At 64.9% G+C, this 20057-nt stretch carries 26 protein-coding genes and 1 pseudogene; 20 read left to right on the plus strand and 7 right to left on the minus strand.

Annotated features, from left to right (window positions below; genetic code table 11):
* Positions 1–14: 14 nt before the first annotated feature.
* Positions 15–1064: a YgfZ/GcvT domain-containing protein gene (locus QM748_RS04165; RefSeq protein WP_415245790.1), complete on the minus strand. Its 1050-nt coding sequence runs from the start codon at positions 1062–1064 to the stop codon at positions 15–17.
* Positions 1065–1197: 133 nt separating this feature from the next.
* On the opposite strand from QM748_RS04165, the pseudogene mltG reads away from it, so the two are divergent.
* From mltG to QM748_RS04200, 7 genes and pseudogenes are all read left to right on the plus strand, one after another.
* A pseudogene (gene mltG, locus QM748_RS04170) lies at positions 1198–2215 on the plus strand (endolytic transglycosylase MltG).
* Positions 2212–2850 carry a dTMP kinase gene (tmk, locus tag QM748_RS04175; protein ID WP_415245791.1) on the plus strand — a complete coding sequence of 213 codons (639 nt, stop codon included), beginning with the start codon at positions 2212–2214 and terminating at the stop codon, positions 2848–2850. Before mltG ends, tmk begins: the two are co-directional and overlap by 4 nt.
* The gene (gene holB, locus QM748_RS04180) at positions 2847–3917 is read left to right on the plus strand and encodes a DNA polymerase III subunit delta' (RefSeq protein ID WP_415245792.1); all 1071 of its coding nucleotides are present in this window, start codon (positions 2847–2849) and stop codon (positions 3915–3917) included. The genes tmk and holB overlap by 4 nt, the downstream gene beginning before the upstream one ends.
* A complete protein-coding gene (locus tag QM748_RS04185; protein WP_415245793.1) occupies positions 3914–4279 on the plus strand; it encodes a PilZ domain-containing protein in 366 nt (121 codons plus the stop codon). The genes holB and QM748_RS04185 overlap by 4 nt, the downstream gene beginning before the upstream one ends.
* A 37-nt stretch (positions 4280–4316) precedes the next feature.
* Positions 4317–5093 (plus strand): TatD family hydrolase, encoded by a 777-nt coding sequence (locus QM748_RS04190; protein WP_415245794.1) that lies wholly within the window; start codon positions 4317–4319, stop codon positions 5091–5093.
* Positions 5074–5796, plus strand: coding sequence for an ankyrin repeat domain-containing protein (locus QM748_RS04195; protein WP_415245795.1), 723 nt, complete (start codon positions 5074–5076; stop codon positions 5794–5796). Before QM748_RS04190 ends, QM748_RS04195 begins: the two co-directional genes overlap by 20 nt.
* Before the next feature lie 11 nt (positions 5797–5807).
* Positions 5808–6146, plus strand: a complete 339-nt coding sequence (locus QM748_RS04200) for a zinc ribbon domain-containing protein YjdM (RefSeq protein WP_415245796.1) — start codon at positions 5808–5810, stop codon at positions 6144–6146.
* Positions 6147–6253: 107 nt separating this feature from the next.
* Here QM748_RS04200 and QM748_RS04205 read toward each other — a convergent pair whose 3' ends face one another.
* The 5 genes from QM748_RS04205 to murJ form a co-directional block, all read right to left on the minus strand.
* Complete coding sequence (locus tag QM748_RS04205) at positions 6254–6469, minus strand: hypothetical protein (protein ID WP_341645069.1); 216 nt, start codon at positions 6467–6469, stop codon at positions 6254–6256.
* A gap of 303 nt (positions 6470–6772) precedes the next feature.
* Positions 6773–7330, minus strand: a complete 558-nt coding sequence (locus QM748_RS04210; RefSeq protein WP_415245797.1) for a mechanosensitive ion channel family protein — start codon at positions 7328–7330, stop codon at positions 6773–6775.
* A gap of 91 nt (positions 7331–7421) precedes the next feature.
* Positions 7422–8276: a DUF429 domain-containing protein gene (locus QM748_RS04215; protein WP_415245798.1), complete on the minus strand. Its 855-nt coding sequence runs from the start codon at positions 8274–8276 to the stop codon at positions 7422–7424.
* Complete coding sequence (locus tag QM748_RS04220; protein WP_415245799.1) at positions 8266–9186, minus strand: histone deacetylase; 921 nt, start codon at positions 9184–9186, stop codon at positions 8266–8268. The genes QM748_RS04215 and QM748_RS04220 overlap by 11 nt, the downstream gene beginning before the upstream one ends.
* Positions 9187–9206: 20 nt before the next feature.
* The gene (gene murJ, locus QM748_RS04225) at positions 9207–10745 is read right to left on the minus strand and encodes a murein biosynthesis integral membrane protein MurJ (RefSeq protein WP_415245800.1); all 1539 of its coding nucleotides are present in this window, start codon (positions 10743–10745) and stop codon (positions 9207–9209) included.
* Between the two features lie 160 nt (positions 10746–10905).
* On the opposite strand from murJ, the gene rpsT reads away from it, so the two are divergent.
* Entirely contained in the window at positions 10906–11172 is a 267-nt protein-coding gene (gene rpsT / locus QM748_RS04230) for a 30S ribosomal protein S20 (protein WP_068636544.1), read from the plus strand.
* 85 nt (positions 11173–11257) lie between these two features.
* Here the strand turns inward: rpsT and QM748_RS04235 are convergent, their stop codons facing one another.
* Entirely contained in the window at positions 11258–11548 is a 291-nt protein-coding gene (locus tag QM748_RS04235; protein ID WP_415245801.1) for a DUF3579 domain-containing protein, read from the minus strand.
* A 232-nt stretch (positions 11549–11780) separates the two neighbouring features.
* Here QM748_RS04235 and QM748_RS04240 point away from each other — a divergent pair, with 232 nt between their 5' ends.
* The 12 genes from QM748_RS04240 (at position 11781) to QM748_RS04295 (ending at position 20052) form a co-directional block, all read left to right on the plus strand.
* Positions 11781–12956, plus strand: coding sequence for an aspartate aminotransferase family protein (locus QM748_RS04240; protein WP_415245802.1), 1176 nt, complete (start codon positions 11781–11783; stop codon positions 12954–12956).
* Positions 12957–12965: 9 nt separating this feature from the next.
* The gene (gene argF, locus QM748_RS04245; RefSeq protein ID WP_415245803.1) at positions 12966–13892 is read left to right on the plus strand and encodes an ornithine carbamoyltransferase; all 927 of its coding nucleotides are present in this window, start codon (positions 12966–12968) and stop codon (positions 13890–13892) included.
* Between the two features lie 69 nt (positions 13893–13961).
* Positions 13962–15194: an argininosuccinate synthase gene (locus tag QM748_RS04250; RefSeq protein WP_415245804.1), complete on the plus strand. Its 1233-nt coding sequence runs from the start codon at positions 13962–13964 to the stop codon at positions 15192–15194.
* A 35-nt stretch (positions 15195–15229) separates the two neighbouring features.
* On the plus strand, positions 15230–15460 hold the full coding sequence (locus QM748_RS04255; RefSeq protein WP_415245805.1) for a DUF2788 domain-containing protein: 231 nt from the start codon (positions 15230–15232) through the stop codon (positions 15458–15460).
* A 13-nt stretch (positions 15461–15473) separates the two neighbouring features.
* A complete protein-coding gene (locus QM748_RS04260; RefSeq protein WP_415245806.1) occupies positions 15474–15797 on the plus strand; it encodes a pyrimidine/purine nucleoside phosphorylase in 324 nt (107 codons plus the stop codon).
* 25 nt (positions 15798–15822) lie between these two features.
* Positions 15823–16308 (plus strand): YajQ family cyclic di-GMP-binding protein, encoded by a 486-nt coding sequence (locus QM748_RS04265; protein WP_415245807.1) that lies wholly within the window; start codon positions 15823–15825, stop codon positions 16306–16308.
* Between the two features lie 119 nt (positions 16309–16427).
* The gene (locus tag QM748_RS04270) at positions 16428–16634 is read left to right on the plus strand and encodes a putative motility protein (RefSeq protein WP_415245808.1); all 207 of its coding nucleotides are present in this window, start codon (positions 16428–16430) and stop codon (positions 16632–16634) included.
* Between the two features lie 239 nt (positions 16635–16873).
* Positions 16874–17326 carry a type IV pilin protein gene (locus QM748_RS04275; protein WP_415245809.1) on the plus strand — a complete coding sequence of 151 codons (453 nt, stop codon included), beginning with the start codon at positions 16874–16876 and terminating at the stop codon, positions 17324–17326.
* Positions 17320–17880, plus strand: coding sequence for a GspH/FimT family pseudopilin (locus QM748_RS04280; RefSeq protein ID WP_415245810.1), 561 nt, complete (start codon positions 17320–17322; stop codon positions 17878–17880). Before QM748_RS04275 ends, QM748_RS04280 begins: the two co-directional genes overlap by 7 nt.
* Positions 17877–18338, plus strand: a complete 462-nt coding sequence (locus QM748_RS04285; RefSeq protein WP_415245811.1) for a type IV pilus modification PilV family protein — start codon at positions 17877–17879, stop codon at positions 18336–18338. The genes QM748_RS04280 and QM748_RS04285 overlap by 4 nt, the downstream gene beginning before the upstream one ends.
* A complete protein-coding gene (locus QM748_RS04290; RefSeq protein ID WP_415245812.1) occupies positions 18335–19444 on the plus strand; it encodes a PilW family protein in 1110 nt (369 codons plus the stop codon). Before QM748_RS04285 ends, QM748_RS04290 begins: the two co-directional genes overlap by 4 nt.
* A complete protein-coding gene (locus QM748_RS04295; RefSeq protein ID WP_415245813.1) occupies positions 19444–20052 on the plus strand; it encodes a hypothetical protein in 609 nt (202 codons plus the stop codon). The genes QM748_RS04290 and QM748_RS04295 overlap by 1 nt, the downstream gene beginning before the upstream one ends.
* Positions 20053–20057: the final 5 nt, after the last annotated feature.

Raw genomic sequence — 20057 nt, forward strand, 5'->3', positions numbered from 1 at the left:
GGCTTGAGCAAGGCTCAGCCCAGCGAGTAGGGCAGGTCGAGCAGCGCCAGGCTCGGCCCATCGACGCTGCCGAGGTGGAGTTCGCCCGCTTCGGCGCTGCTGGTCTGCAGCACCGCAAGCGCCTCGAAGCCGCCGTCGGCCGCCGCTGCGGCATTTACGATCTTGCCGGCCGACTGATCGCCGAAGGCCGGCGCGTAGATGTCGGTGCCGGCGGCCGCTTGCGGTGTGCCGGACGGGGCGGCGACGCGATACATGCGCTTCTTCAGCTTGCCGAGGTATTGCGTGCGGGCGACGATCTCCTGGCCGGGGTAACAGCCCTTCTTGAAGTTCACGCCGCCGATCAGATCGTAGTTCAGCATCTGGGCGACGAACTCTTCCTGCGTCGGCTGGGTGATGAGCGGGATGCCGGCACGGATCATCGCCAGCTGCCAGGCGCCAGTGCCGGCCTTGACCGCGCCGGCCGCCTGCAGCGCGTCGAACAGCGCCGGTGCGGCATCGGCCGCCACTGCGACGATGAAGTTGCGCTCATCGAGGCGGACGCAGCGTGGGCCGCTGGTGCCGCCGGTCTCGTCGCCGCCGGCCTGTTTCATCGCCGCGTCCGGCACCGCGAGGCCGGCGCCGGCGAGCACCGCGCCGGCCTCGTTGCCGCCGACCCCGAGCAGCACCAGTGTTTCGCTGGCATCGGACAGCTTCACCTTGCTGCGCAGCACGTACATCGAGAACTTCTTCAGGAAGGCCGGCAGGATGTCGGCCGACAGCACCATCGAGTGTCCATCGGCCTCGGGCCAGAGCAGGAAGCTGGCGATCATGCGGCCCTTGGGTGAGTTGAAGCTGTTCCATACTGCGCTGTCGGCCGCCAGCTTCTGCACTTCGTTGGAAACCAGGTTGTGGATGAAGGCGGCGGAGTCGGGGCCGGCCGAGCGCACCGTGCCGAGATGCAGCAGCGGCACGACGATGGTGGCGTCGGCCACGGCGCGGGCTTCGGCAGCGGGATCGGCAAAGCGGAGGCTGTGGCCGGCGAGGTTGGCGCCCTGCTGGGCGAGGAAATCGGTCCAGGCGGTCATGTTCTTGCTTGTATGTTCCAGCGGGTTGGGGTGGGAGCGGCTGCGCCGGGCAGGCCGGCGGTGCGATGCAGTATTATAGGCGCCCGCCAAACGGCGGTCGCCCCTGCGCCCGCCATGGTCTTGTCGATCGACGATGAAACGTTTTCTGCTTCGTTCCGTGCTGCTGCTTGCGTTGCTGGCCGTCCTGGTGGCGGGCTTGGGCGCGTGGTTTGCGCATCGTCCGCTGACGTTGAAGAACGAAGTGGTGGATTTCACCGTGCCGCGCGGCCTGGGCATGCGCCAGGCTGCCAATGTGATCGCCGAGGCCGGCGTGGGAGTCGAACCCGGTGTGGCTGAGCTGGCTCGCCCGCATCGGCGGCCGGGCCAACTCCATCAAGGCGGGCAGCTACGAAGTCCATGCCGGCATCACGGCCTGGCAACTGGTGCTGAAACTTTCCGATGGCGACGTTTCGCAGGCCGACGTGCTGCTGGTGGAAGGCTGGACCTTCAAGCAGGTGCGCAAGGTGCTTGAAAGCCACCCCGAACTCGACCCGGATACCGTGGGCCTCAGCGATGCGGAAATCCTCGCCCGTATCGGTGCTGCCGAGCCGCACCCGGAAGGGCTGTTCTTCCCGGATACCTATCTGTTCGACAAGCGTTCGGGCGCGTCCGGCGTGCTGCGCCGTGCTTACCATGCGATGCAGCAGCGCCTCGAACAGGCCTGGGCCGTGCGCGATCCGGCGCTGCCGCTGAAGACGCCCTACGAGGCCTTGATCCTTGCCTCCATCGTCGAGAAGGAAACCGGCCGGGCCGAGGATCGCGGCCTGGTTGCCTCGGTCTTCGCCAACCGCCTGCGCATCGGCATGCCGCTGCAGACCGACCCGACGGTGATCTACGGCCTCGGTCCCGATTTCGACGGCCGCCTGCGCCGCAGGCATCTCGAAACCGATCATCCCTGGAACACCTACACGCGTGGCGGCCTGCCGCCGACGCCGATCGCGATGCCCGGCCCCGATGCCTTGCTGGCGGCGGTGAAGCCGCAGCAGAGCGAATTCCTTTATTTCGTTTCGCGCGGCGACGGCAGCAGCCAGTTTTCGCGCACGCTGGCCGAGCACAACCAGGCGGTCAACCGCTTCATCCGCAACGCCGGCAAATCCGGGAGCAAGCCTTGATTCGCAGCGAACAGCCTCCGCGCGGGCGCTTCATCACATTCGAAGGCATCGACGGCGCTGGCAAGAGCAGCCAGATCGCAGCCACCGTCGAACTGCTGCGCACGCGCGGCATCGAGGTCGATCAGACACGCGAGCCTGGCGGCACGCCGCTCGGCGAGCGGCTGCGCGAGTTGCTGCTGCATGAGCCGATGAACCTGGAAACCGAAGCCATGCTGATGTTTGCTGCGCGCCGCGAGCACCTTGCCGCCCGCATCGAACCGGCGCTGGCGGCCGGCCGCTGGGTGGTGTGCGACCGCTTCTCGGATGCCACCTTCGCCTACCAGGTCGGCGGCCGCGGGCTGGCGCGCGACAAGTTCGATGCGCTCGAAGCCTGGGTCCATCCCCGGCTGCAGCCCGATCTGACGCTGCTGTTCGACCTGCCGCCCGAGACCGCCGCTGCCCGTGTGGCCTCGACCGGCGCCGATCCCGACCGCTTCGAACGCGAACAGCGCGACTTTTTCGTGCGTGTCCGCGAGGCCTACCTCGAACGCGCCCGCCAGGCGCCGCGGCGCATCCGCGTGGTCGATGCGAATCGTGCCCCTGAGCCGATCCGTGCCGACATCGAGCGTGTGGTACGCGAGAGTCTGTTCCCATGATCCACCCGTGGATGCAGCCTGCGTGGACACGCCTCGTCGAACTCGGCGGGCGCTTGCCGCATGCGCTGCTGTTCGTCGGCCCGCCCGGCCTCGGCAAGCGCGAGCTGGCCGAGGCGCTGGCGGCGCGGCTGCTGTGCGACAGCCCCGCTGGCGACGGCCACGCCTGCGACTGCTGCGAGCCCTGCCAGTGGCGGCTGGCGGGCAACCACCCCGACCTGCATCGCGTGATACCTGCGGCGGATGCTGCGGCAGCCGGTGCTGCCGACGGCGCCGAAGGCGAGGGTTCGGAAGCGGCGCCGGCCAAGGAAGGCAAGGCCAAGTCCGGGCAGATCGTCATCGAGCAGATCCGCGAGCTGCAGTCGGCGCTGAGCGTCACCGGCCACCACAGCGCGAGGCGGGTGGTAGTGCTCGATCCCGCCGAAGCGATGAACGTCTTCACCGCCAACGCCTTGCTGAAGCTGCTCGAAGAGCCGCCCGCAGGCTGCGTGTTCCTGCTGGTGTCGTCGGCGCCGCGCCGCCTGCTGCCGACGATCCGCAGCCGCTGCCAGCAGTGGCCGTTCTCGCGTCCGGACGAGGCGGCGCTGGCGCAGTGGAAGGCAGGTGCGCCGCCTTCGATGCAGGCCTTGCTGGCGATCGGCGGCGGCATGCCGCTGGCAGCCGAGCGCATGGCCCAGCGCGGTGTCGATGCCTTGCTCGAACGCTTCGTGCGCGATGTCTCCAACCTCCAGACGGCGGATGCGCTGCGCATCGCCGGCCAGTGGGAAGCCTGGCTGAAGTCGAAGGAGGCGCTGGCGGCCGGCTTCGGCCTGCCCGAACTCGCCGACTGGATGCAGCGCTGGGTCAGCGACCTGGCGGCCTTGCGGCTGGGCGGCCGGGTGCGCTTCTTCCCGGCCCAGGAGGGACTGCTGTCGGCACTCGCCAGCCGCGCCAGCGTGGCCGCGGTGAGCGGCTGCTACAATGAGATCGCACAGATCCGCAAGGTGTCGCGCCACCCCCTGAGCCTGCGCCTGGTTCTCGAAGACATGTTGCTGCGCTATGCGCGCAGCTTCCCCGGAGCAAGAGGATGAGCAGCCAAGCCAAACCGCAGATGGCGCGCCCGAGCGTGCTGTCGCTGAACATCAACTCGAAATCCGCGCTGTATGCGGCCTACATGCCTTTCCTGAACAATGGCGGGCTGTTCGTGCCGACGCCGAAAAGCTACAACCTGGGCGATGAAGTCTTCATGCTGCTGCAGCTGATGGACGACCCAACGCGCCATCCGGTGGCGGGGCGGGTGGCCTGGCTGACGCCGCAGGGCGCACAGGGCGGCAAGACACAGGGTGTAGGCGTGCAGTTCTCGGACGACGATGCCAGCAAGGTGCTGCGCGGCCGCATCGAGCAGATCCTCGCCGGCCACCTCAGCTCCAGCCGGCCGACGCACACGATCTGAGCGCTGCCGACCTGATCCATTCTTTCCGGTTTTCCCGATGTTCGTCGATTCCCACTGCCATCTCGATTTTCCCGACCTGATCGCCCGCGAGGACGAAGTGCTCGCCAACATGGCGGCCAACGACGTCGGCACCGCGCTGTGCATCAGCGTCAAGCTCGAGGATTTTCCGAAGGTGCGTGCTCTGGCCGAGCGGCATCCGCATTTGTGGGCCTCGGTGGGCGTGCACCCTGACTACGCCGACTGCGACGAACCCGACGTCGCCCGCCTGGTCGCGCTGGCCGACCACCCCAAGGTGGTCGCCATCGGCGAGACCGGCCTGGACTACTACTGGCAGAAGGATGCGCCCGAATGGCAGCGCGAGCGCTTCCGCACCCACATCCGCGCCGCGCGCGAAACCGGCAAGCCGCTCGTCATCCATACCCGCAGCGCGGCAGAAGACACTCTGCGGCTGATGCGCGAGGAAAAGGCCGGTGAGGCCGGCGGTGTCATGCACTGCTTCACCGAAAGCCAGGACGTGGCCGACGCCGCGCTGGAGCTGGGTTTCTACATTTCCTTCTCCGGCATCGTCACCTTTCGCAATGCGAAAGAGTTGAAGGAAGTCGCCAGGCGCGTACCGCTCGACCGCCTGCTGATCGAGACCGACGCGCCCTATCTGGCGCCGGTGCCGCATCGCGGCAGGACCAACGAACCCGCCTGGGTCGTGCATGTCGCCGAGGAAATCGCCCGCCTGCGCGACGAACCGCTGGCCCGCATCGAGCAGGCCTGCACCGACAACTTCTTCCGACTTTTCCATCATGCACAAAGACCTGCCTGAATCCGCCATGCGCCAGAACCGCAGTCCTTCGGTCCGCCGCCTGCTCGCCGCGGCCGCCATTGCCACCTTCAGCCTGGGCGCAGTTGCGGCCGGAACCTTCGACGATGCGCGCAACGCTGCCGTGATGGGCGATACGAAAGGTCTCGCCAGGCTGATCGACGGCGGCATCGACCCGAACAGCATCGACGCCAACGGCAACACCCTGTTGATCCTCGCCGCGCGTGAAGGCCAGGCTGCCACGGTCGAAGCCCTGCTGCAGCGCGGCGTGCCGATCGACCAGCAGAACCCCAGCGGTGATTCGGCGCTGATGCTGGCGGTGCTGGGCGGCTACGACGACGTCGTCCGCGTGCTGCTGAAGGCCGGTGCGAAGGTGAACCACCCGGGCTGGGCGCCGCTGCACTACGTCGCCTTCGAGGGCCGCGAAGGCATGCTCGACGCCTTGTTCGCTGCCGGTGCCGACGTCAACGCCAAGGCGCCGAACCTCGCCACGCCGCTGATGCTTGCGGCGCGCAATGGCCACATCAAGGTCGTGCGCCGCCTGCTCGCCATGCCCGAAACGGATCTGAATGCGCTGAACGAGGCTGGCTTGTCCGCCGATGCGTGGGCGCTGCAGAACCGCAATACCGACATCGCAAAACTGATCGAGGACGAACGAAAGCGCCGGGGCCTGCCAGCGCCGTCGATGCGGATCACGATCGAATAAAGGAAGGAAGCATGAGCAGTCTGCCCAAATGTCCCGAATGCAGTTCCGAATACACCTACGAGGACGGCAGCAACTACGTCTGCCCCGAGTGTGCGCACGAGTGGCCGCAATCCGCGGAAGAAGCGGTTGAAGCCGCGAAGGTGTTCAAGGATGCCAACGGCAACCTGCTGCAGGACGGCGACAGCGTCACCGTGATCAAGGACCTGAAGGTCAAGGGCTCGTCGCTGGTGGTGAAGGTCGGCACCAAGGTCAAGAACATCCGCCTGATCGATGGCGACCATGACATCGACTGCAAGATCGACGGCATCGGCGCGATGAAGCTGAAGTCGGAGTTCGTGCGCAAGGCCTGAAGTTTGTGCCCCAAGTGCTCAAGGGATTCAGGCCCAAGAGCTGGGCCTGATCGAACCGGCGCAATACGACCTATCGCGGCTTACCCATTTCCGGACAGATAGTGCGTTCATCGAGGCGACGTCGAGGACTTGCGTTCCGATTCACGTTCTTGTTGTTGCAGTTCTTCCGCCGGAACATGAACCACTTGGCCATTTCGTACGATGACGATGCCGGTATCCGTTTGGATAGCCGTTTTGCGGGCTTGCTCTGCTGCTCGTCGTATGGCTGCCATCGAAGCGCGCAGATCGGGGTCTTTGGCGGTGGAAATGTCATTCGCAGTCATTGGCTTTCTCCCCATTCAAGTAAGGTAGGCTCCGCGCCGGCATTGTCGTACAAGGCCCAAGCGTTGACTTTGTCTTTGTAATGTTTCTCGAAGTTGTGCCGCCCTGCCACGAAACGGCGGCGGATCACAGCTTCCGGGATGTTGTGCCCGCCTTGGCTTACACGCTTTGCCACTCGTGCAATGGCTGCTTCTTCATTGGGCTTCCTCCGGCAGGAAGGAGCAGGCAAAGGTGGTTTTTCCCGCACCGTTCGGGCAAGCGATGATGATGATTTTCTTGCCCATCGGTTCGGCTCCTCACGCGCTTCAAACCGGCGGCAGGCTGCGCCAGCGGCGGATCGCGCGCTGGAAGAACAGGCTGTTGGGGACGTGCAGCGTGGTGTCGCTGCCGTCGGGCAGGCGCTCGTGCAGGGTGGTGTAGATCAGGTTGATGTCGGTCACCTGTCCCTTCAGCCCAGGCTTTTCGCCGTTCTCGATCACCTCGATGTGGTCGTGGAGGCGGAAGGGCCGGGTGGTGAAGATCAGCAGCGTGCAGAAGATGTTGGACAGCACGCTCCAGGCAGCGAAGAAGGCTACCGCTGCGACCGCGGCAAAGCCGGTGAAGGCGGTCCATAGCACCGTGCCGGAGACGCCGAAGCGGTCCAGGATCGTCAGCAGCGCACCCGCATAGATGATGAAGGCGATGCTGCGCCGACCGATCAGGATCAGTTCGGGCGGCAGGCTGTAGCGCTCGCCCAGGCGGCGGACGATGCGCCGCACAAGCATGTTCAGAACCCAGGCGGAGAGCAGGACCAGCATGACCTGCAGGCCGAGCGTGATGAATTCGAGCCAGGGGTGGAGCCATTCGGGAAGCAGGGGTTTCATCGAGGGCCGTTCGGTGGAGGGAGGTAGCAGGCAGGCAAGTTTAGCCCGGCCTGCCTGTGGGCGCAGGTGCTGGAGCCGACGTGCAGCGGAATCAGACACCGGCGATCCAGCCTTCCAGCGGGTCGACTGCTGCCGGCAGGCCGTAATGTGGTGGCCCCGCCTGTGCGCAGCGTGCTGCTTGCATCAGTGCCAGTGCGGCATCGAGGCGGTCGCCGGCGGCATCGTCGATCAGGCTTGTCTGTTGGGTTGGAGTGAGGCGCAATGCGAGGCCACCCGGCGTATTACCGGCAAGGAGTGCGGTAATGATGCGTGCGCGGGCATCCCGGCGTTCAAATGTCTGCTTGCGCTTCTCGTCGCTCTTGTAGGAGTCGCGGGTGATGCTGCGCGCGAGCAGGCCGGGATAGGCTTCTACGGCGATCCGTTGCGGATCGCCGGCGTGCAGGCCGGGTAGCGTGGCGCCGGCGGCGAGCAGGCGCGGGGCGCCCTCGAGGAACATCAGCCCGACCGGCGGATTCACCAGCTTCAGCGGACTGTGCGAGCGTGCCGGCAGGTCGGTGGTGCGGTGGGCGTAGCGCCGACCAATGGGGCGCGATTCACGGTAGGCGTCGAGTGCGGCGCGGAAGCCGGCCTTGCCGAGGGCGGCGCAATGGCGGACGAGCTCGGGCCAGTGTTGCTGCCAGCCGAGATCGACGACTGCTTCGCGCGGCAGGCCGAAGGGGAAATCGAAGGCGCCGAGCCAGGGGCCGGGGCGGGCGAGCAGGGCTTCGAAAGCAGCCCAGCCGTCGAAGGCTTCCAGGCCGGTCAGCTCGACCCTCGGTTCGGTCACCTCGCCCGCGAGGCGGCCGAAAGCGGCGGTGATAGGCTTGGCCCGGCGTGGCGCGGAGGTGAAGTTGACGCCGATCAGCAGTATCCCGCTTGCCCGCGCAGGCTTCAGTTCAGCGGCCATCGCGGAGCAGGCGGGCGGCGGTAGTGACGGTGTTGAAGTGGATGCTGACGGTGTCGTCGATCGGTTCGGCGTAACCGCCGGCCATTGCGATCGCCACCGGCACGCCAGCATCGCGGCAGGCGCCGAGCACGCATTCGTCGCGAAGCCGCAGGCCGTCGATGCTCAGGGCCAAGCGGCCGAGGCGGTCGCCGGCATAGGGATCGGCGCCGGCGAGGTAGATCACGAGTTCGGGGCGGGCGCGGGTGAAGGTCGTTGCCAGCGCCTGGTCGAGTGCCGCCAGGTAGACGGCGTCGCCGGTGTCGTCGGCCAGTTCGATGTCGAGGTCGCTGGTCTGCTTGCGGAAGGGGAAGTTCTTCGCGCCGTGCAGGCTGCAGGTGAAGATTTCCGGCTCGCCGGCGAGGATGGCGGCGGTGCCGTCGCCCTGATGGACGTCGCAGTCGATGATCGCCACGCGCCTCACCCGGCCTTCGGCGCGCATCGCCAATGCCGCGATCGCGGCGTCGTTGAAGACGCAGAAGCCGGAGCCGAAGTCGCGGTGGGCGTGGTGCGTGCCGCCCGCCAGGTTGGCGGCGCAGGCGCTGCCGCCATCGCCCGCCAGTGCGCTGCGGCAGGCGGCGAGCGTGGCGCCTGCCGAGCGGCGGGAGCGCTCGACCATCGCCGCCGTCCATGGGAAGCCGATACGGCGGACTTCTGCCGCATCCAGCGTGCCGGCGGTGACGCGTGCCAGATAGCCGGCGTCGTGAGCGCGGAGGATCTCCTCGTCGCTGGCGGCGAGCGGCACGGCGAAATCAGACTCGCCGAACTCGCCGCAGGCCAGCAGGCGGGCGCGCAGGCGCGAATATTTTTCCATCGGAAAGCGATGGCCTTCCGGCAGCGGCAGCACGAAGTGGTCGGCGTAGTAGAGCTGCATGGGTAGCTTCCGCGTTTCTATCAGGCAGCGCCGCGGCGGCGGAAGTCGCGCAGGCGGAAGCCGAGTGCGAACAGCGTGGCGAAGTAGGCTGCGGCACCGGCGAGCACCACGGCGGCCAGGCGCAGGCCGCGCTCCAGTCCGCCGATCTCGATCCACAGGGTTTCCGGACCCATGCCGAACCACAGCACCGCGCCCATCACCGCCAGCGCGGCCAGCAGCTTCAGCGCGAACAGCGCCCAGCCGGCTTGCGGCACATAGACGCCGCGCTTGCGCAGGCCATGGTAGAGCAGGGCGGCGTTGAGGCAGGATGCCAGCCCGATCGACAAAGCCAGCCCGGCATGGCGCAGCGGCATGATGAAGGCGAGGTTCATCAGTTGTGTGGCGATGAGCGTGAAGATGGCGATCTTGACCGGCGTGCGGATGTCCTGGCGGGCGTAGAAGCCGGGCGCCAGCACTTTCACTAGGATCAGGCCGGTGAGACCGACGCTGTAGGCCACCAGCGCGCTGCGCGTCTGCATCACGTCGCCGGCGCCGAAAGCGCCATAGTTGAACAGCGTCGCCACCAGCGGCACGGCCAGCAAGGTCAGGCCCAGTGCGGCGGGCAGGGTCAGCATCAAGGTCAGGCGCAGCCCCCAGTCGAGCAGCGACGAGAACTCGCCGGCCTTCTCGTCGGCGTGCAGCTTGGACAGGCTGGGCAGCAGGATCGTCCCCAGCGCCACGCCCAGCAGGCCGGCGGGGAACTCCATCAGGCGGTCGGCGTAGTACAGCCAGGACACGCTGCCGCTTTCGAGGAAGGAAGCGAAGATGGTATTGATCAGCAGCGAGATCTGACTGACGGAGACGCCGAGGATGGCAGGTGCCATCAGCTTCATGACGCGGCGCACGCCGGGGTCGGACAGGTCGAGGTCGAAGCGCGGCAGCATGCCGATCTTGCGCAGCGGCCGGATCTGCAGCGCGAGCTGCAGCAGGCCGCCGATGAAGACCGCCCAGGCCAGCGCCAGCACCGGCGGATCGAAATAGGGCACGGCGAACAAGGCCATGCCGATGAAGGCGATGTTCAGCAGCACCGGCGTGAAGGCCGGAATGGCGAAGCGGCTCCAGGTGTTGAGCACGCCACCTGCCAGCGCCACCAGCGACATGAAGAAGATGTAGGGGAAGGTGATGCGGGTGAGTTCGACCGTTAGCTCGAACTTGCCTGGATCGCCCGAGAAACCGGGGGCCGAGACATAGATGATCAGCGGTGCGGCCAGTGCGCCCAGCGCGGCGACGAGGGCGACGACCAGGCCGAGCACGGTGGCGACGCGGCTGATCAGCGTATGAGTGGCCTCCGGCCCCTGGCGGTTCTTGTACTCGGCCAGGATGGGTACGAAAGCCTGCGAGAATGCGCCTTCGGCGAACATGCGCCGCAACAGATTGGGCAGGCGGAAGGCGACGAAGAAGGCGTCGGTGGCCATGCCGGCGCCGAAGGCGCGGGCGATGACGAGGTCGCGCACGAAGCCGAGGATGCGGGACAGCAGCGTCATGCCGCTGACGGTGGCGAGGGCGCGAAGCAGATTCATGTAAGGTTTGAGGGCTGGGCGAGGCCCGCATGATAGCCGGCTGCCTTTGCAACTGTAAGCCGGAACAGTGGCGCCGCTTCGAGAAACATGCTTGCGTTACGTTTGATTGGCGGATAGAATCGCGGGCTTTCCAGAACCATTCATCAACGGAATCAAATTTATGGCCAACTCGGCACAAGCTCGCAAGCGCGCCCGCCAGGCAGTCAAGTCTCGCGCCCACAACGCCAGCCTTCGTTCCCGCCTGCGTACCGCGATCAAGGCCGTGCGCAAGGCCATCGTGGGTGGCGACAAGTCGGCGGCTCAGTCGGTCTTTCGCACCTCGATGAGCACCATCGACAGCATCGCCGACAAGAAGATCATCCACAAGAACAAGGCCGCTCGCCACAAGAGCCGCCTGTCCGCCGCCATCAAGTCGATGGCTGCCTGACCGGTGCATGATCTTTGCTGCGGCTCCGGCTGCAGCAAGCAAAAGGCGGCCTGCGGGCCGCCTTTTTGTTTTCAGTGCCAAGCCTTCAAAGAGGCGTGTCGCCGACCCAGTCGATCTGCAGGTCGTTGTCCTTGGCGAAGTTGATCATGAAGTTGTACGCCATTGGCTCCACGTCGTAGAGGGCGGCATCGACCAGCACGGTCTTGTCGCCTTTCAGCGTGCAGCCGGGGCGGACATAGGGCGAGTAGGTCATGCGGTTGTCGGCGCCGAAGGCCGACATGACGCCGCATAGCCGATCGGCCCAGTCGCTCGGGCGGAATTTCTTCCCGTCATTGGTGATGCCGACGATGATGAAATTTTCGATCTTGTGAGTCATGTATGCGCCCTGGCGGCAGAGGTGGTACGCCTGAGGCGCCGTCCTGCGGGCGGCGCCCAAAGCGCGGCGCATTCTAGCAGAATGTCGCCATCGACGGCGATTGGCGTGATATGGGCCTCCATCGGCAGCGCCTGTACAGGGTCGCCGGTTTTGGCTTAAGATTCCGCTTCATTTCTGCACGGCGGCACCTGCCGCCGTGCGCGTTTTCAGCTTCGTTCCGATCGAGGTTCCGATGTCCCATGTCATGAACACCTACGCCAGGCTGCCCATCGCATTCACGCACGGGGAAGGCGCCTGGATGTATGACGAGACTGGCAAACGCTATCTCGATGCCTTGTCCGGCATTGCGGTCAATACGCTGGGCCACAACCATCCGCGCCTGGTCAAGGCCATCGCCGAGCAGGCCGGCAGGCTGATCCACACCTCCAACCTGTACGGTATCCCGCTGCAGGAGAAGCTCGCCGACCGCATCGCCGAAAGCTCGGGCATGGACGAGGTGTTCTTCTGCAATTCGGGCTGCGAGGCCAACGAGGCGGCGATCAAGCTGGCACGCATGTACGGCAACAAGCAGGGCGTGGCGCTGCCGCACATCATCGTGATGGAGAATGCCTTTCACGGCCGCACCATGGCCACGCTGTCTGCCACCGGCAACCGCAAGGCGCAGGCCGGCTTCGAGCCGCTGGTGCAGGGTTTCATCCGCGTGCCCTACAAGGACATCGAGGCCATCCGCAGGATTGCCGCGCACGACAACAGCGTCGTCGCCGTGATGCTGGAGATGATCCAGGGCGAGGGCGGCGTCAATGTCGCCGACGAGACTTTCCAGCGCGAGCTGCGTGCCCTGTGTGACGACAAGGGCTGGCTGATGATCTGCGACGAAGTGCAGTGCGGCATGGGCCGTACCGGCAAGTGGTACGGCTGGCAGCATGCCGGCACCAAACCCGATGTGATGACCCTGGCCAAGGGGCTGGCTTCCGGCGTGCCGATCGGCGCCTGCGTGACTTCGGGCCGTGCCAAGGGGCTGTTCGGCCCGGGCAACCACGGTTCGACCTTCGGCGGCAATCCGCTGGCGTGCGCCGCCGGCCTTGCGACCTTCGACACCATCGTCAACGAAAAACTGATGGACAACGCAGTCGCCATCGGTGACCAGATCCGCAAGGGGCTGGCCGAAGCGCTGGATGGCGTTGCCGGCGTGGTCGACATCCGCGGCCGCGGCCTGATGATCGGCGTCGAACTCGAGCGACCCTGCGGCCCGCTGATGGCGCGCGCGGCCGAACAGGGCCTGCTGCTCAGCGTCACCTCCGAACGTGTGGTGCGTCTGCTGCCGGCGCTGACTTTCAGCGCGGAGGACGCCAGGGCTCTGGTGTCGATGCTGGCGCCGATGATTCGCGACTTTCTCGCGAACGGCTGAGGAATGCCGATGAGTTCGATCAAGCACTACCTGCAGTTCAAGGACTTCACCCGCGAGGAGTACGACTACCTCTTCGAGCGGGCGAAGTGGATCAAGGACAAGTTCAAGCGCTACGAACCCTACCACCCGATGTTCGACCGCACGCTGGTGATGATCTTCGAGAAGGCCAGCACCCGCACCCGCCTGTCCTTCGAGGCCGGCGTGCAGCAGCTCGGCGGCTCGGCGATCTACCTGAACACGCGCGACTCGCAGCTCGGCCGCGGCGAATCGGTGGAGGACGCGGCCCAGGTCATCTCGCGCATGAGCGACCTGGTGATGATCCGAACCTTCGAGCAACAGATGGTCGAGTGCTTTGCCGCCAACTCGCGAGTGCCGGTCATCAATGGCCTGACCAACGAATACCATCCCTGCCAGATTCTGGCCGACATCTTCACCTACATCGAGCATCGCGGCTCGATCGAGGGCAAGACCGTGGCCTGGATCGGCGACAGCAACAACATGTGCAACACCTGGCTGCAGGCCGCGGAGGTGCTGAACTTCAACGTCCATGTGTCGACGCCGCCGGGCTATGAAGTCGAACCCGAACGGGCGGGGCTGTACGGCACCGGCCACTTCGAGCAGTTCGCCGATCCGATGGGTGCATGCCGCGGTGCGCACCTGGTCACCACCGACGTGTGGACCTCGATGGGCTTCGAGGCCGAGAACGAAGTGCGGATGAAGGCTTTTGCCGACTGGTGCGTCGATGCCGAGATGATGTCGGTCGCTGCCGAGGACGCGCTCTTCATGCACTGCCTGCCGGCCCATCGCGGCGAGGAAGTCACCGCCGAAGTCATCGACGGGCCGCAGTCGGTGGTCTGGGACGAGGCCGAAAACCGCCTGCACGCGCAGAAGGCGCTGATGGAATACCTGATGCTCGGCCGCGTCGCCCCCAGGTAAGCCGCAAAAAAACAACGAGGCTCGCACGGGCGTGCGCGCCGGCAACACAGCAGGAAACAGGAAAACAGCATGAGCGACGTCAAGAAAGCAGTGCTCGCCTACTCGGGCGGGCTGGACACTTCGGTCATCCTGAAGTGGTTGCAGGACACCTACCAGTGCGAAGTGGTCACCTTCACCGCCGACCTCGGCCAGGGCGAGGAGCTCGAGCCCGCGCGTACCAAGGCGCTCCAGTTCGGCATCAAACCCGAGAACATCTTCATCGACGACCTGCGCGAAGAGTTCGTGCGCGACTTCGTCTTCCCGATGTTCCGCGCCAACACCGTCTATGAAGGCGAATACCTGCTCGGCACCTCGATCGCCCGTCCGCTGATCGCCAAGCGCCAGATCGAGATCGCCCGCGCCACCGGCGCCGACGCGGTGTCGCACGGCGCCACCGGCAAGGGCAACGACCAGGTCCGCTTCGAGCTGGGCTACTACGCGCTGATGCCGAACGTGAAGGTCATCGCGCCGTGGCGCGAATGGGACCTGCTGTCGCGCGAGAAGCTGCTGGCCTATGCCGAGAAGAACGGCATCCCGATCGAAATGAAGCACAAGCAGGGCGGCTCGCCCTACTCGATGGACGCCAACCTGCTGCACATCTCCTACGAAGGCCGCCACCTCGAAGATCCGGCGGCCGAGGCCGAGGAATCGATGTGGCGCTGGACGGTGTCGCCCGAGGCCGCGCCGGATGCCGCCGAATACCTCGACCTGGAATTCGAGAAAGGCGACCTGGTTGCGATCAACGGCACCCGCATGAAGCCGCATGAACTGCTCGCCAGGCTCAACGAGCTGGGCGGCAAGCACGGCATCGGCCGCCTCGACCTGGTGGAAAACCGCTACGTGGGCATGAAGAGCCGCGGCTGCTACGAAACCCCGGGCGGCACCATCCTGCTGAAGGCCCACCGCGCCATCGAATCGATCACGCTCGACCGCGAAGTCGCCCACCTCAAGGATGACCTGATGCCGCGCTACGCCAGCGTGATCTACAACGGCTACTGGTGGAGCCCCGAGCGCCAGGCCATGCAGGCGCTGATCGACCAGACCCAGCAGACGGTCAACGGTTGGGTGCGGGTCAAGCTGTACAAGGGCAACGTCATCGTCACCGGCCGCGACTCGAAGACCGATTCGCTGTTCGACCCGACGATCGCTACCTTCGAGGACGACCAGGGCGCCTACAATCAGAAGGACGCGCACGGCTTCATCCGCCTGAATGCGCTGCGCATGCGCATCGCGGCGAACGCGAAGACCAGGCGGCAGGGCTGAGCCCGGCTTTCGGCGTGCGCTGATTCGGGAGACGGATGATGGACGACATACTGATCTTCGGCCTGACCATGGCCGAGTTCGAGGATTATTCGCTCAAGTTCGGCCTTGCGGCGCTGATCCTGTACATGATGTTCATCATCTGGAACCTGGGCAAGGAGTCGAAGGCCGGCAAGTACGGCATGATGTGGATGTTCATCGGCCTTGGCGTCGGCTTCGTCGGCTTCGTCGCCAAGGGCATCATCCAGAAACTGCTCGGCATCGAATGAGGAAAGCATCTCCATGAGCATCACCGAAAAGATCGACGGCATTGCCGTCACCACCAAGGCCAACGTCTATTTCGACGGCAAGTGCGTCAGCCATGGCATCCAGTTCGCCGATGGCACGAGGAAGTCGGTTGGCGTCATCCTGCCGGCCACGCTGACCTTCAATACCGGCGCGCCCGAGATCATGGAGTGCGTGGGCGGCAGCTGCCGCGTGCGCCTGAAGGGCAGCGAGGAATGGAAGGCCTACGGTGCGGGCGAATCCTTCGACGTTCCGGGCAACTCGAGCTTCGACATCGAGGTGTCGGGCGAGCCCTACCACTACATCTGCCATTTCGGCTGAACCGAGCGGGACGAAGGGAAGCGATATGCCCTCATTCGACATCATGTCCGAGGTTGACCAGCCCTCGCTGCGCAATGCCGTCGAGCAGGCGAACCGCAAGATCGCCGGCCGCCACGACTTCAAGGGCACCAGCGCCAACATCGAGCAGGCCGACAAGCTGCTGACGCTCTACGGCGACAGCGATTTCCAGCTCGACCAGATCAAGACCATCCTGCTGCCGGAAATGACCAAGAAGAACGTTGACGTGCGCTGCCTGGACTACGGCGACGTGCAGAAGATTTCCGGCAACAAGGTCAAGCAGGAAGTGAAGGTTCGCGTCGGCGTCGATCAGGATCTGGCCAAGAAGATCGTCAAGTTGTCGAAGGACAGCAAGATGAAGGTGCAGGCCGCGATCCAGGGTGACGCGGTGCGCGTCTCTGGGGCCAAGCGCGACGTGCTGCAGGAGGCGATCGCGCTGGTGAAGAAGCAGATCGCGGATTTTCCGCTGCAGTACGGCAACTTCCGCGACTGAGCTCCGGCGGGGGAGCATCCCGCAAATCATCCTCAAGCGGCCGCATTTGCGGCCGTTATCGCTTGAAGCGCCCCATGCCGCATCCCGGCCGGCACCACAAACGTTTTGGAGTACAGATCATGGACGTTTCTTCCATCGCCGCCGCGGCCAGTGCCAATGCTGCTGCCGGGGTTCGGGCCGAAGCCTCGGTCAAGGTGCTGAAGATGGCGCTGGACATGCAGGCGGAGAGCGCCTTGCAGTTGCTGCAAGCGGTTCCGGCGCCGGCACAGCCGCCGGCATCGGCGGTGGGCAGTGCGGCGGGCGGCGTGGTGGATACCTGGGCTTGAGGCCTTTATATATGCGGCCGGATCACCTGCTCGCGTGTCCTTTCCACTGATCGGCCTGCCAAGGCTGTGAGGCGATTCTGAATCAAGGGCCGGACTTTGCCATTGCGCGGTCCTGCCCTTCCTTTTCTGGAAGCGCGTGTCAAATGCCACTGATCCCGTTTTCCGCTCCGTTCGTCTTCCAGTCCAGGCAGGGAGAGGCGGAAGAGAATACTGTAATGCTAGGTAGAAGGGACAACATCATGGGAAAGAACCAGGGTTTCACGTTGATCGAGATGATGATCGTGGTCGTCATCATCGGCATCCTGGCGGCGGTGGGGATACCGCAATACAGCACCTACATCCTCAAGGGCAAGCTCGCCGAGCCACGTGCCAATCTGTCGGAAATGCGTGTGCACATGGAGCGCTATTTTCAGGACAATCGACGCTACAACGGTGCCGCAGGCGTATGCGGGGTGGCGCCGGCCAGGCTTGCCGCAATCGGCGATCAGCGCTTCTTCGATTATGTCTGCGACCCGGGCAACGACGCATGGTCGCAGACCTACACCATAACCGCCACGGGGAGAGCCGGCCAGGGAACCGGAGGCTTCGTATTCACCATCGATCAGAACAACAGGAAGCGCACGACTGCCGTTCCTTCCGGTTGGACAGCGAACGCAACCTGCTGGGTCACTGGATCGGGGGGCGGATGCTGAACCTGCGCCGTGACGCCAGCGGCGTCACACTCATCGAGTTGATGATCGGCATCGCGATTCTCTCCGTGCTGCTGGGGATTGCCGTGCCGAGCTTTCGCACGTGGATACAGAACGGCAAGGTCCGCACGGCGGCTGAGTCGATCCAGAACGGATTGCAGATCGCACGTGTCGAGGCTATTCAGCGTAACAGTCCAGTCCAGTTCGATTTGCGTGATGGGGGGGCTGGCGGGGCCTGGGCGGTATGCCTCCAGCCCGATCCTGCCGGAGCCTGCCCGAGCCCGGACGATGCGAACACCATCCAGAGCCGCAGTGGCGACGAAGGTTCGTCCGCAGCCGTGACGGTCGAGATCGAAGAGGGCGCCGTGCCTGTGGTGTTCAATGCCGCGGGGCGAGTACGGGAGCCGGCGGGAGGTATCGAACTCCTGGTCGACACCTCTGCACTCACCGAGGCCGAAAGCCGGGAATTGCGCATCATCGTGAGTCCAAGCGGAAGCATCAGGGTCTGCGAAGCCAGCTTTCCGGCGGGTTCGACCGATCTGAGGGCTTGCCCATGAAGAAGCGAAACATGGCACATGCAGATTTTTGCGGCCGGGTGTCGCGCAAGCCGCAGGGCGGGATGGCGCTGCTCGAAGCCCTGATCTCCCTGCTGATCTTCTCGATCGCGGTGCTCGGCCTGATCGGCATCCAGGCCAACATGGTCACGAACACGACCGAGGCCCAGTTTCGCAGCACGGCCACGTACATCGCCCAGCAGAAGATCGGCAGATTCTGGGCGAATCCGTCCGGCGTGGTAAGGGCCGATCTGGTCGAGGCAGAAGAAGCACAGGAAATAGACCCGAATCTTCTTCCCTCGGGATATTCGACGGTGTCGTCTCCGGCGCTCGGCATGCTCAGGGTGACCGTGACCTGGGGCGTGAGTCAGGAAGATCATCGCAAACAGGTTTCAGATGATGATGAACCGCGATTCAACAATGTGACGATCGATGCGCGGGTCATGGAGTGGGATGAATGATCATGAATCGTCCGATGTGGAAAACAAGGCATTCCCGCCACGGCTTCACGTTGGTGGAAATCATGGTCGGCATGGTCGTGGGGCTGCTGGCCTTGCTGGTCGTCATGCAGGTGTTCGGCAGCTTCGAAGGGCAGAAGCGCATCACCACCGGCACGGCCGACACCCAGACCAGCGGCGCCCTGGCGCTGCAGGCCGTGCTGCGGGAAACACAGTTGGCGGGCTACGGATTCGCGCTCTTTCACCGGGGGGCCAATTTGCTCAATTGCACGACTGCGCTCAACGGCAGCACGATGGCCGGCGGCTTCAGCACGGTGCCGATCGTGATCGTGAACGGGGATGGGGCTGAAAACGATACGATCACGGTGCGCTATGGCGGATCGATGTCCGGCGGTATCGCCACCCAGATCACCCGGCGCGATGGCGACGTGCTTTCGGTCAGCAGCAATCTCGGCTGCCGGGTGGGCGACAGCCTGATCATGTCGAACGGCGGCGATACCTGCTATCTGCTTTCAGTCGAGGATTTGCCGGCTCCTGCGACCAACACCACGGAAATCACCCTCGATGCGGATGGCTACGCGGATCTCGAATCGCCGTTGCCTTCCGGCAGCCTGCCCGCGCCGGGTGATTCCCCGTGGTTTGCGTCGTGTCTTGGCCAATATCGTGAAGTGACATTCTCCGTTGCAGATGAAGGTGATCGCCTCCTGCGTAATGGTCAGGAGATTGCCACCGGCATCGTCAGTATGCAGGCCCAGTACGGGATTTCGGATTCGGCCGGGGATTCTGCAATCCAGCAGTGGGTCGACGCGACCGGAGACTGGGCCAACCTGGGCAACACCGATCGGCGCAAGCGGATCAAGGCCGTGCGGGTCGCGATCGTCGCGCGCAGTTCCTTGCGCGATCCAGAGCCGGTTTCGCAAGCCTGCAACCAGGCGACCGATCCGCCGACCGGTGTGTGCGCCTGGAAGGATGAAAGCCTGGGCGGCTTCGACTCGCCCGCTCCGGTCATCGACCTCTCCGGTGCTGCCGACTGGGATCATTACCGCTACAGGGTTTTCGAGACGATCATTCCCTTGCGCAACGTGGTCTGGGCGAAAGGGGCGATGTGATGCCGAAGAGAGAATTGCATCCGGCCCGCCCTGGGCCATACCGACAGCGGGGCGTCGTCCTGCTGATCACCCTGATTGCGCTCGTCACCCTGGCGCTTGCGGCGCTGGCGCTGGTGCGTTCGGTCGACACCAACATCATCGTCGCGGGCAATGTCTCGCTGAAACAGGCTGCGACCCTGACGGCGGACAATGGCGTGGAAACGGCGATCGAATGGATGAATTCCGTTGCGCCGGACACCTTTGAAGTCCACCGCACGGCAAATGCCTATTACGCGACATCCAGCGGGTTCGATCCACTGCTTGACGAAACCTGGGCTGCAGGAGGCGTGACGACGCGTGTTGCCACCGGAGCGGGGATCACCAACGGCGTCGACCTGTCGGGCAACCGCATCCGCTACGTCATCCAGCGCATGTGCTCCGAAACGGGGGTGCCGACCGTCGATATCTGCCTGCTGATCGAAGGCGCTGCGGAAGGCTACAGCCAGGGTGTCAGCACTGACCGCTCCGATCTGGGAAACGATGGCCTTGCCAGTCCGGTGTATCGCATCACGGCCCGGGTCGATGGCCCGCGCAATACGGTCAGCTATGTTCAAGCCTTTGTTTATTGAGAGCA

This window comes from Thauera sp., from assembly GCF_047601425.1.
GTDB lineage: Bacteria > Pseudomonadota > Gammaproteobacteria > Burkholderiales > Rhodocyclaceae > Thauera.

Excerpts from the sequence above, each read along its gene's own strand:
- QM748_RS04165 (WP_415245790.1), bottom strand. The coding sequence starts at position 1,064 with ATGACCGCCTGGACCGATTTCCTCGCCCAGCAGGGCGCCAACCTCGCC.
- holB (WP_415245792.1), top strand. The coding sequence starts at position 2,847 with ATGATCCACCCGTGGATGCAGCCTGCGTGGACACGCCTCGTCGAACTC.
- QM748_RS04185 (WP_415245793.1), top strand. The coding sequence starts at position 3,914 with ATGAGCAGCCAAGCCAAACCGCAGATGGCGCGCCCGAGCGTGCTGTCG.
- QM748_RS04190 (WP_415245794.1), top strand. The coding sequence starts at position 4,317 with ATGTTCGTCGATTCCCACTGCCATCTCGATTTTCCCGACCTGATCGCC.
- QM748_RS04195 (WP_415245795.1), top strand. The coding sequence starts at position 5,074 with ATGCACAAAGACCTGCCTGAATCCGCCATGCGCCAGAACCGCAGTCCT.
- QM748_RS04200 (WP_415245796.1), top strand. The coding sequence starts at position 5,808 with ATGAGCAGTCTGCCCAAATGTCCCGAATGCAGTTCCGAATACACCTAC.
- QM748_RS04205 (WP_341645069.1), bottom strand. The coding sequence starts at position 6,469 with ATGACTGCGAATGACATTTCCACCGCCAAAGACCCCGATCTGCGCGCT.
- QM748_RS04210 (WP_415245797.1), bottom strand. The coding sequence starts at position 7,330 with ATGAAACCCCTGCTTCCCGAATGGCTCCACCCCTGGCTCGAATTCATC.
- QM748_RS04215 (WP_415245798.1), bottom strand. The coding sequence starts at position 8,276 with ATGGCCGCTGAACTGAAGCCTGCGCGGGCAAGCGGGATACTGCTGATC.
- QM748_RS04220 (WP_415245799.1), bottom strand. The coding sequence starts at position 9,186 with ATGCAGCTCTACTACGCCGACCACTTCGTGCTGCCGCTGCCGGAAGGC.
- murJ (WP_415245800.1), bottom strand. The coding sequence starts at position 10,745 with ATGAATCTGCTTCGCGCCCTCGCCACCGTCAGCGGCATGACGCTGCTG.
- rpsT (WP_068636544.1), top strand. The coding sequence starts at position 10,906 with ATGGCCAACTCGGCACAAGCTCGCAAGCGCGCCCGCCAGGCAGTCAAG.
- QM748_RS04235 (WP_415245801.1), bottom strand. The coding sequence starts at position 11,548 with ATGACTCACAAGATCGAAAATTTCATCATCGTCGGCATCACCAATGAC.
- QM748_RS04240 (WP_415245802.1), top strand. The coding sequence starts at position 11,781 with ATGTCCCATGTCATGAACACCTACGCCAGGCTGCCCATCGCATTCACG.
- argF (WP_415245803.1), top strand. The coding sequence starts at position 12,966 with ATGAGTTCGATCAAGCACTACCTGCAGTTCAAGGACTTCACCCGCGAG.
- QM748_RS04250 (WP_415245804.1), top strand. The coding sequence starts at position 13,962 with ATGAGCGACGTCAAGAAAGCAGTGCTCGCCTACTCGGGCGGGCTGGAC.
- QM748_RS04255 (WP_415245805.1), top strand. The coding sequence starts at position 15,230 with ATGATGGACGACATACTGATCTTCGGCCTGACCATGGCCGAGTTCGAG.
- QM748_RS04260 (WP_415245806.1), top strand. The coding sequence starts at position 15,474 with ATGAGCATCACCGAAAAGATCGACGGCATTGCCGTCACCACCAAGGCC.
- QM748_RS04265 (WP_415245807.1), top strand. The coding sequence starts at position 15,823 with ATGCCCTCATTCGACATCATGTCCGAGGTTGACCAGCCCTCGCTGCGC.
- QM748_RS04270 (WP_415245808.1), top strand. The coding sequence starts at position 16,428 with ATGGACGTTTCTTCCATCGCCGCCGCGGCCAGTGCCAATGCTGCTGCC.
- QM748_RS04275 (WP_415245809.1), top strand. The coding sequence starts at position 16,874 with ATGGGAAAGAACCAGGGTTTCACGTTGATCGAGATGATGATCGTGGTC.
- QM748_RS04280 (WP_415245810.1), top strand. The coding sequence starts at position 17,320 with ATGCTGAACCTGCGCCGTGACGCCAGCGGCGTCACACTCATCGAGTTG.
- QM748_RS04285 (WP_415245811.1), top strand. The coding sequence starts at position 17,877 with ATGAAGAAGCGAAACATGGCACATGCAGATTTTTGCGGCCGGGTGTCG.
- QM748_RS04290 (WP_415245812.1), top strand. The coding sequence starts at position 18,335 with ATGATCATGAATCGTCCGATGTGGAAAACAAGGCATTCCCGCCACGGC.
- QM748_RS04295 (WP_415245813.1), top strand. The coding sequence starts at position 19,444 with ATGCCGAAGAGAGAATTGCATCCGGCCCGCCCTGGGCCATACCGACAG.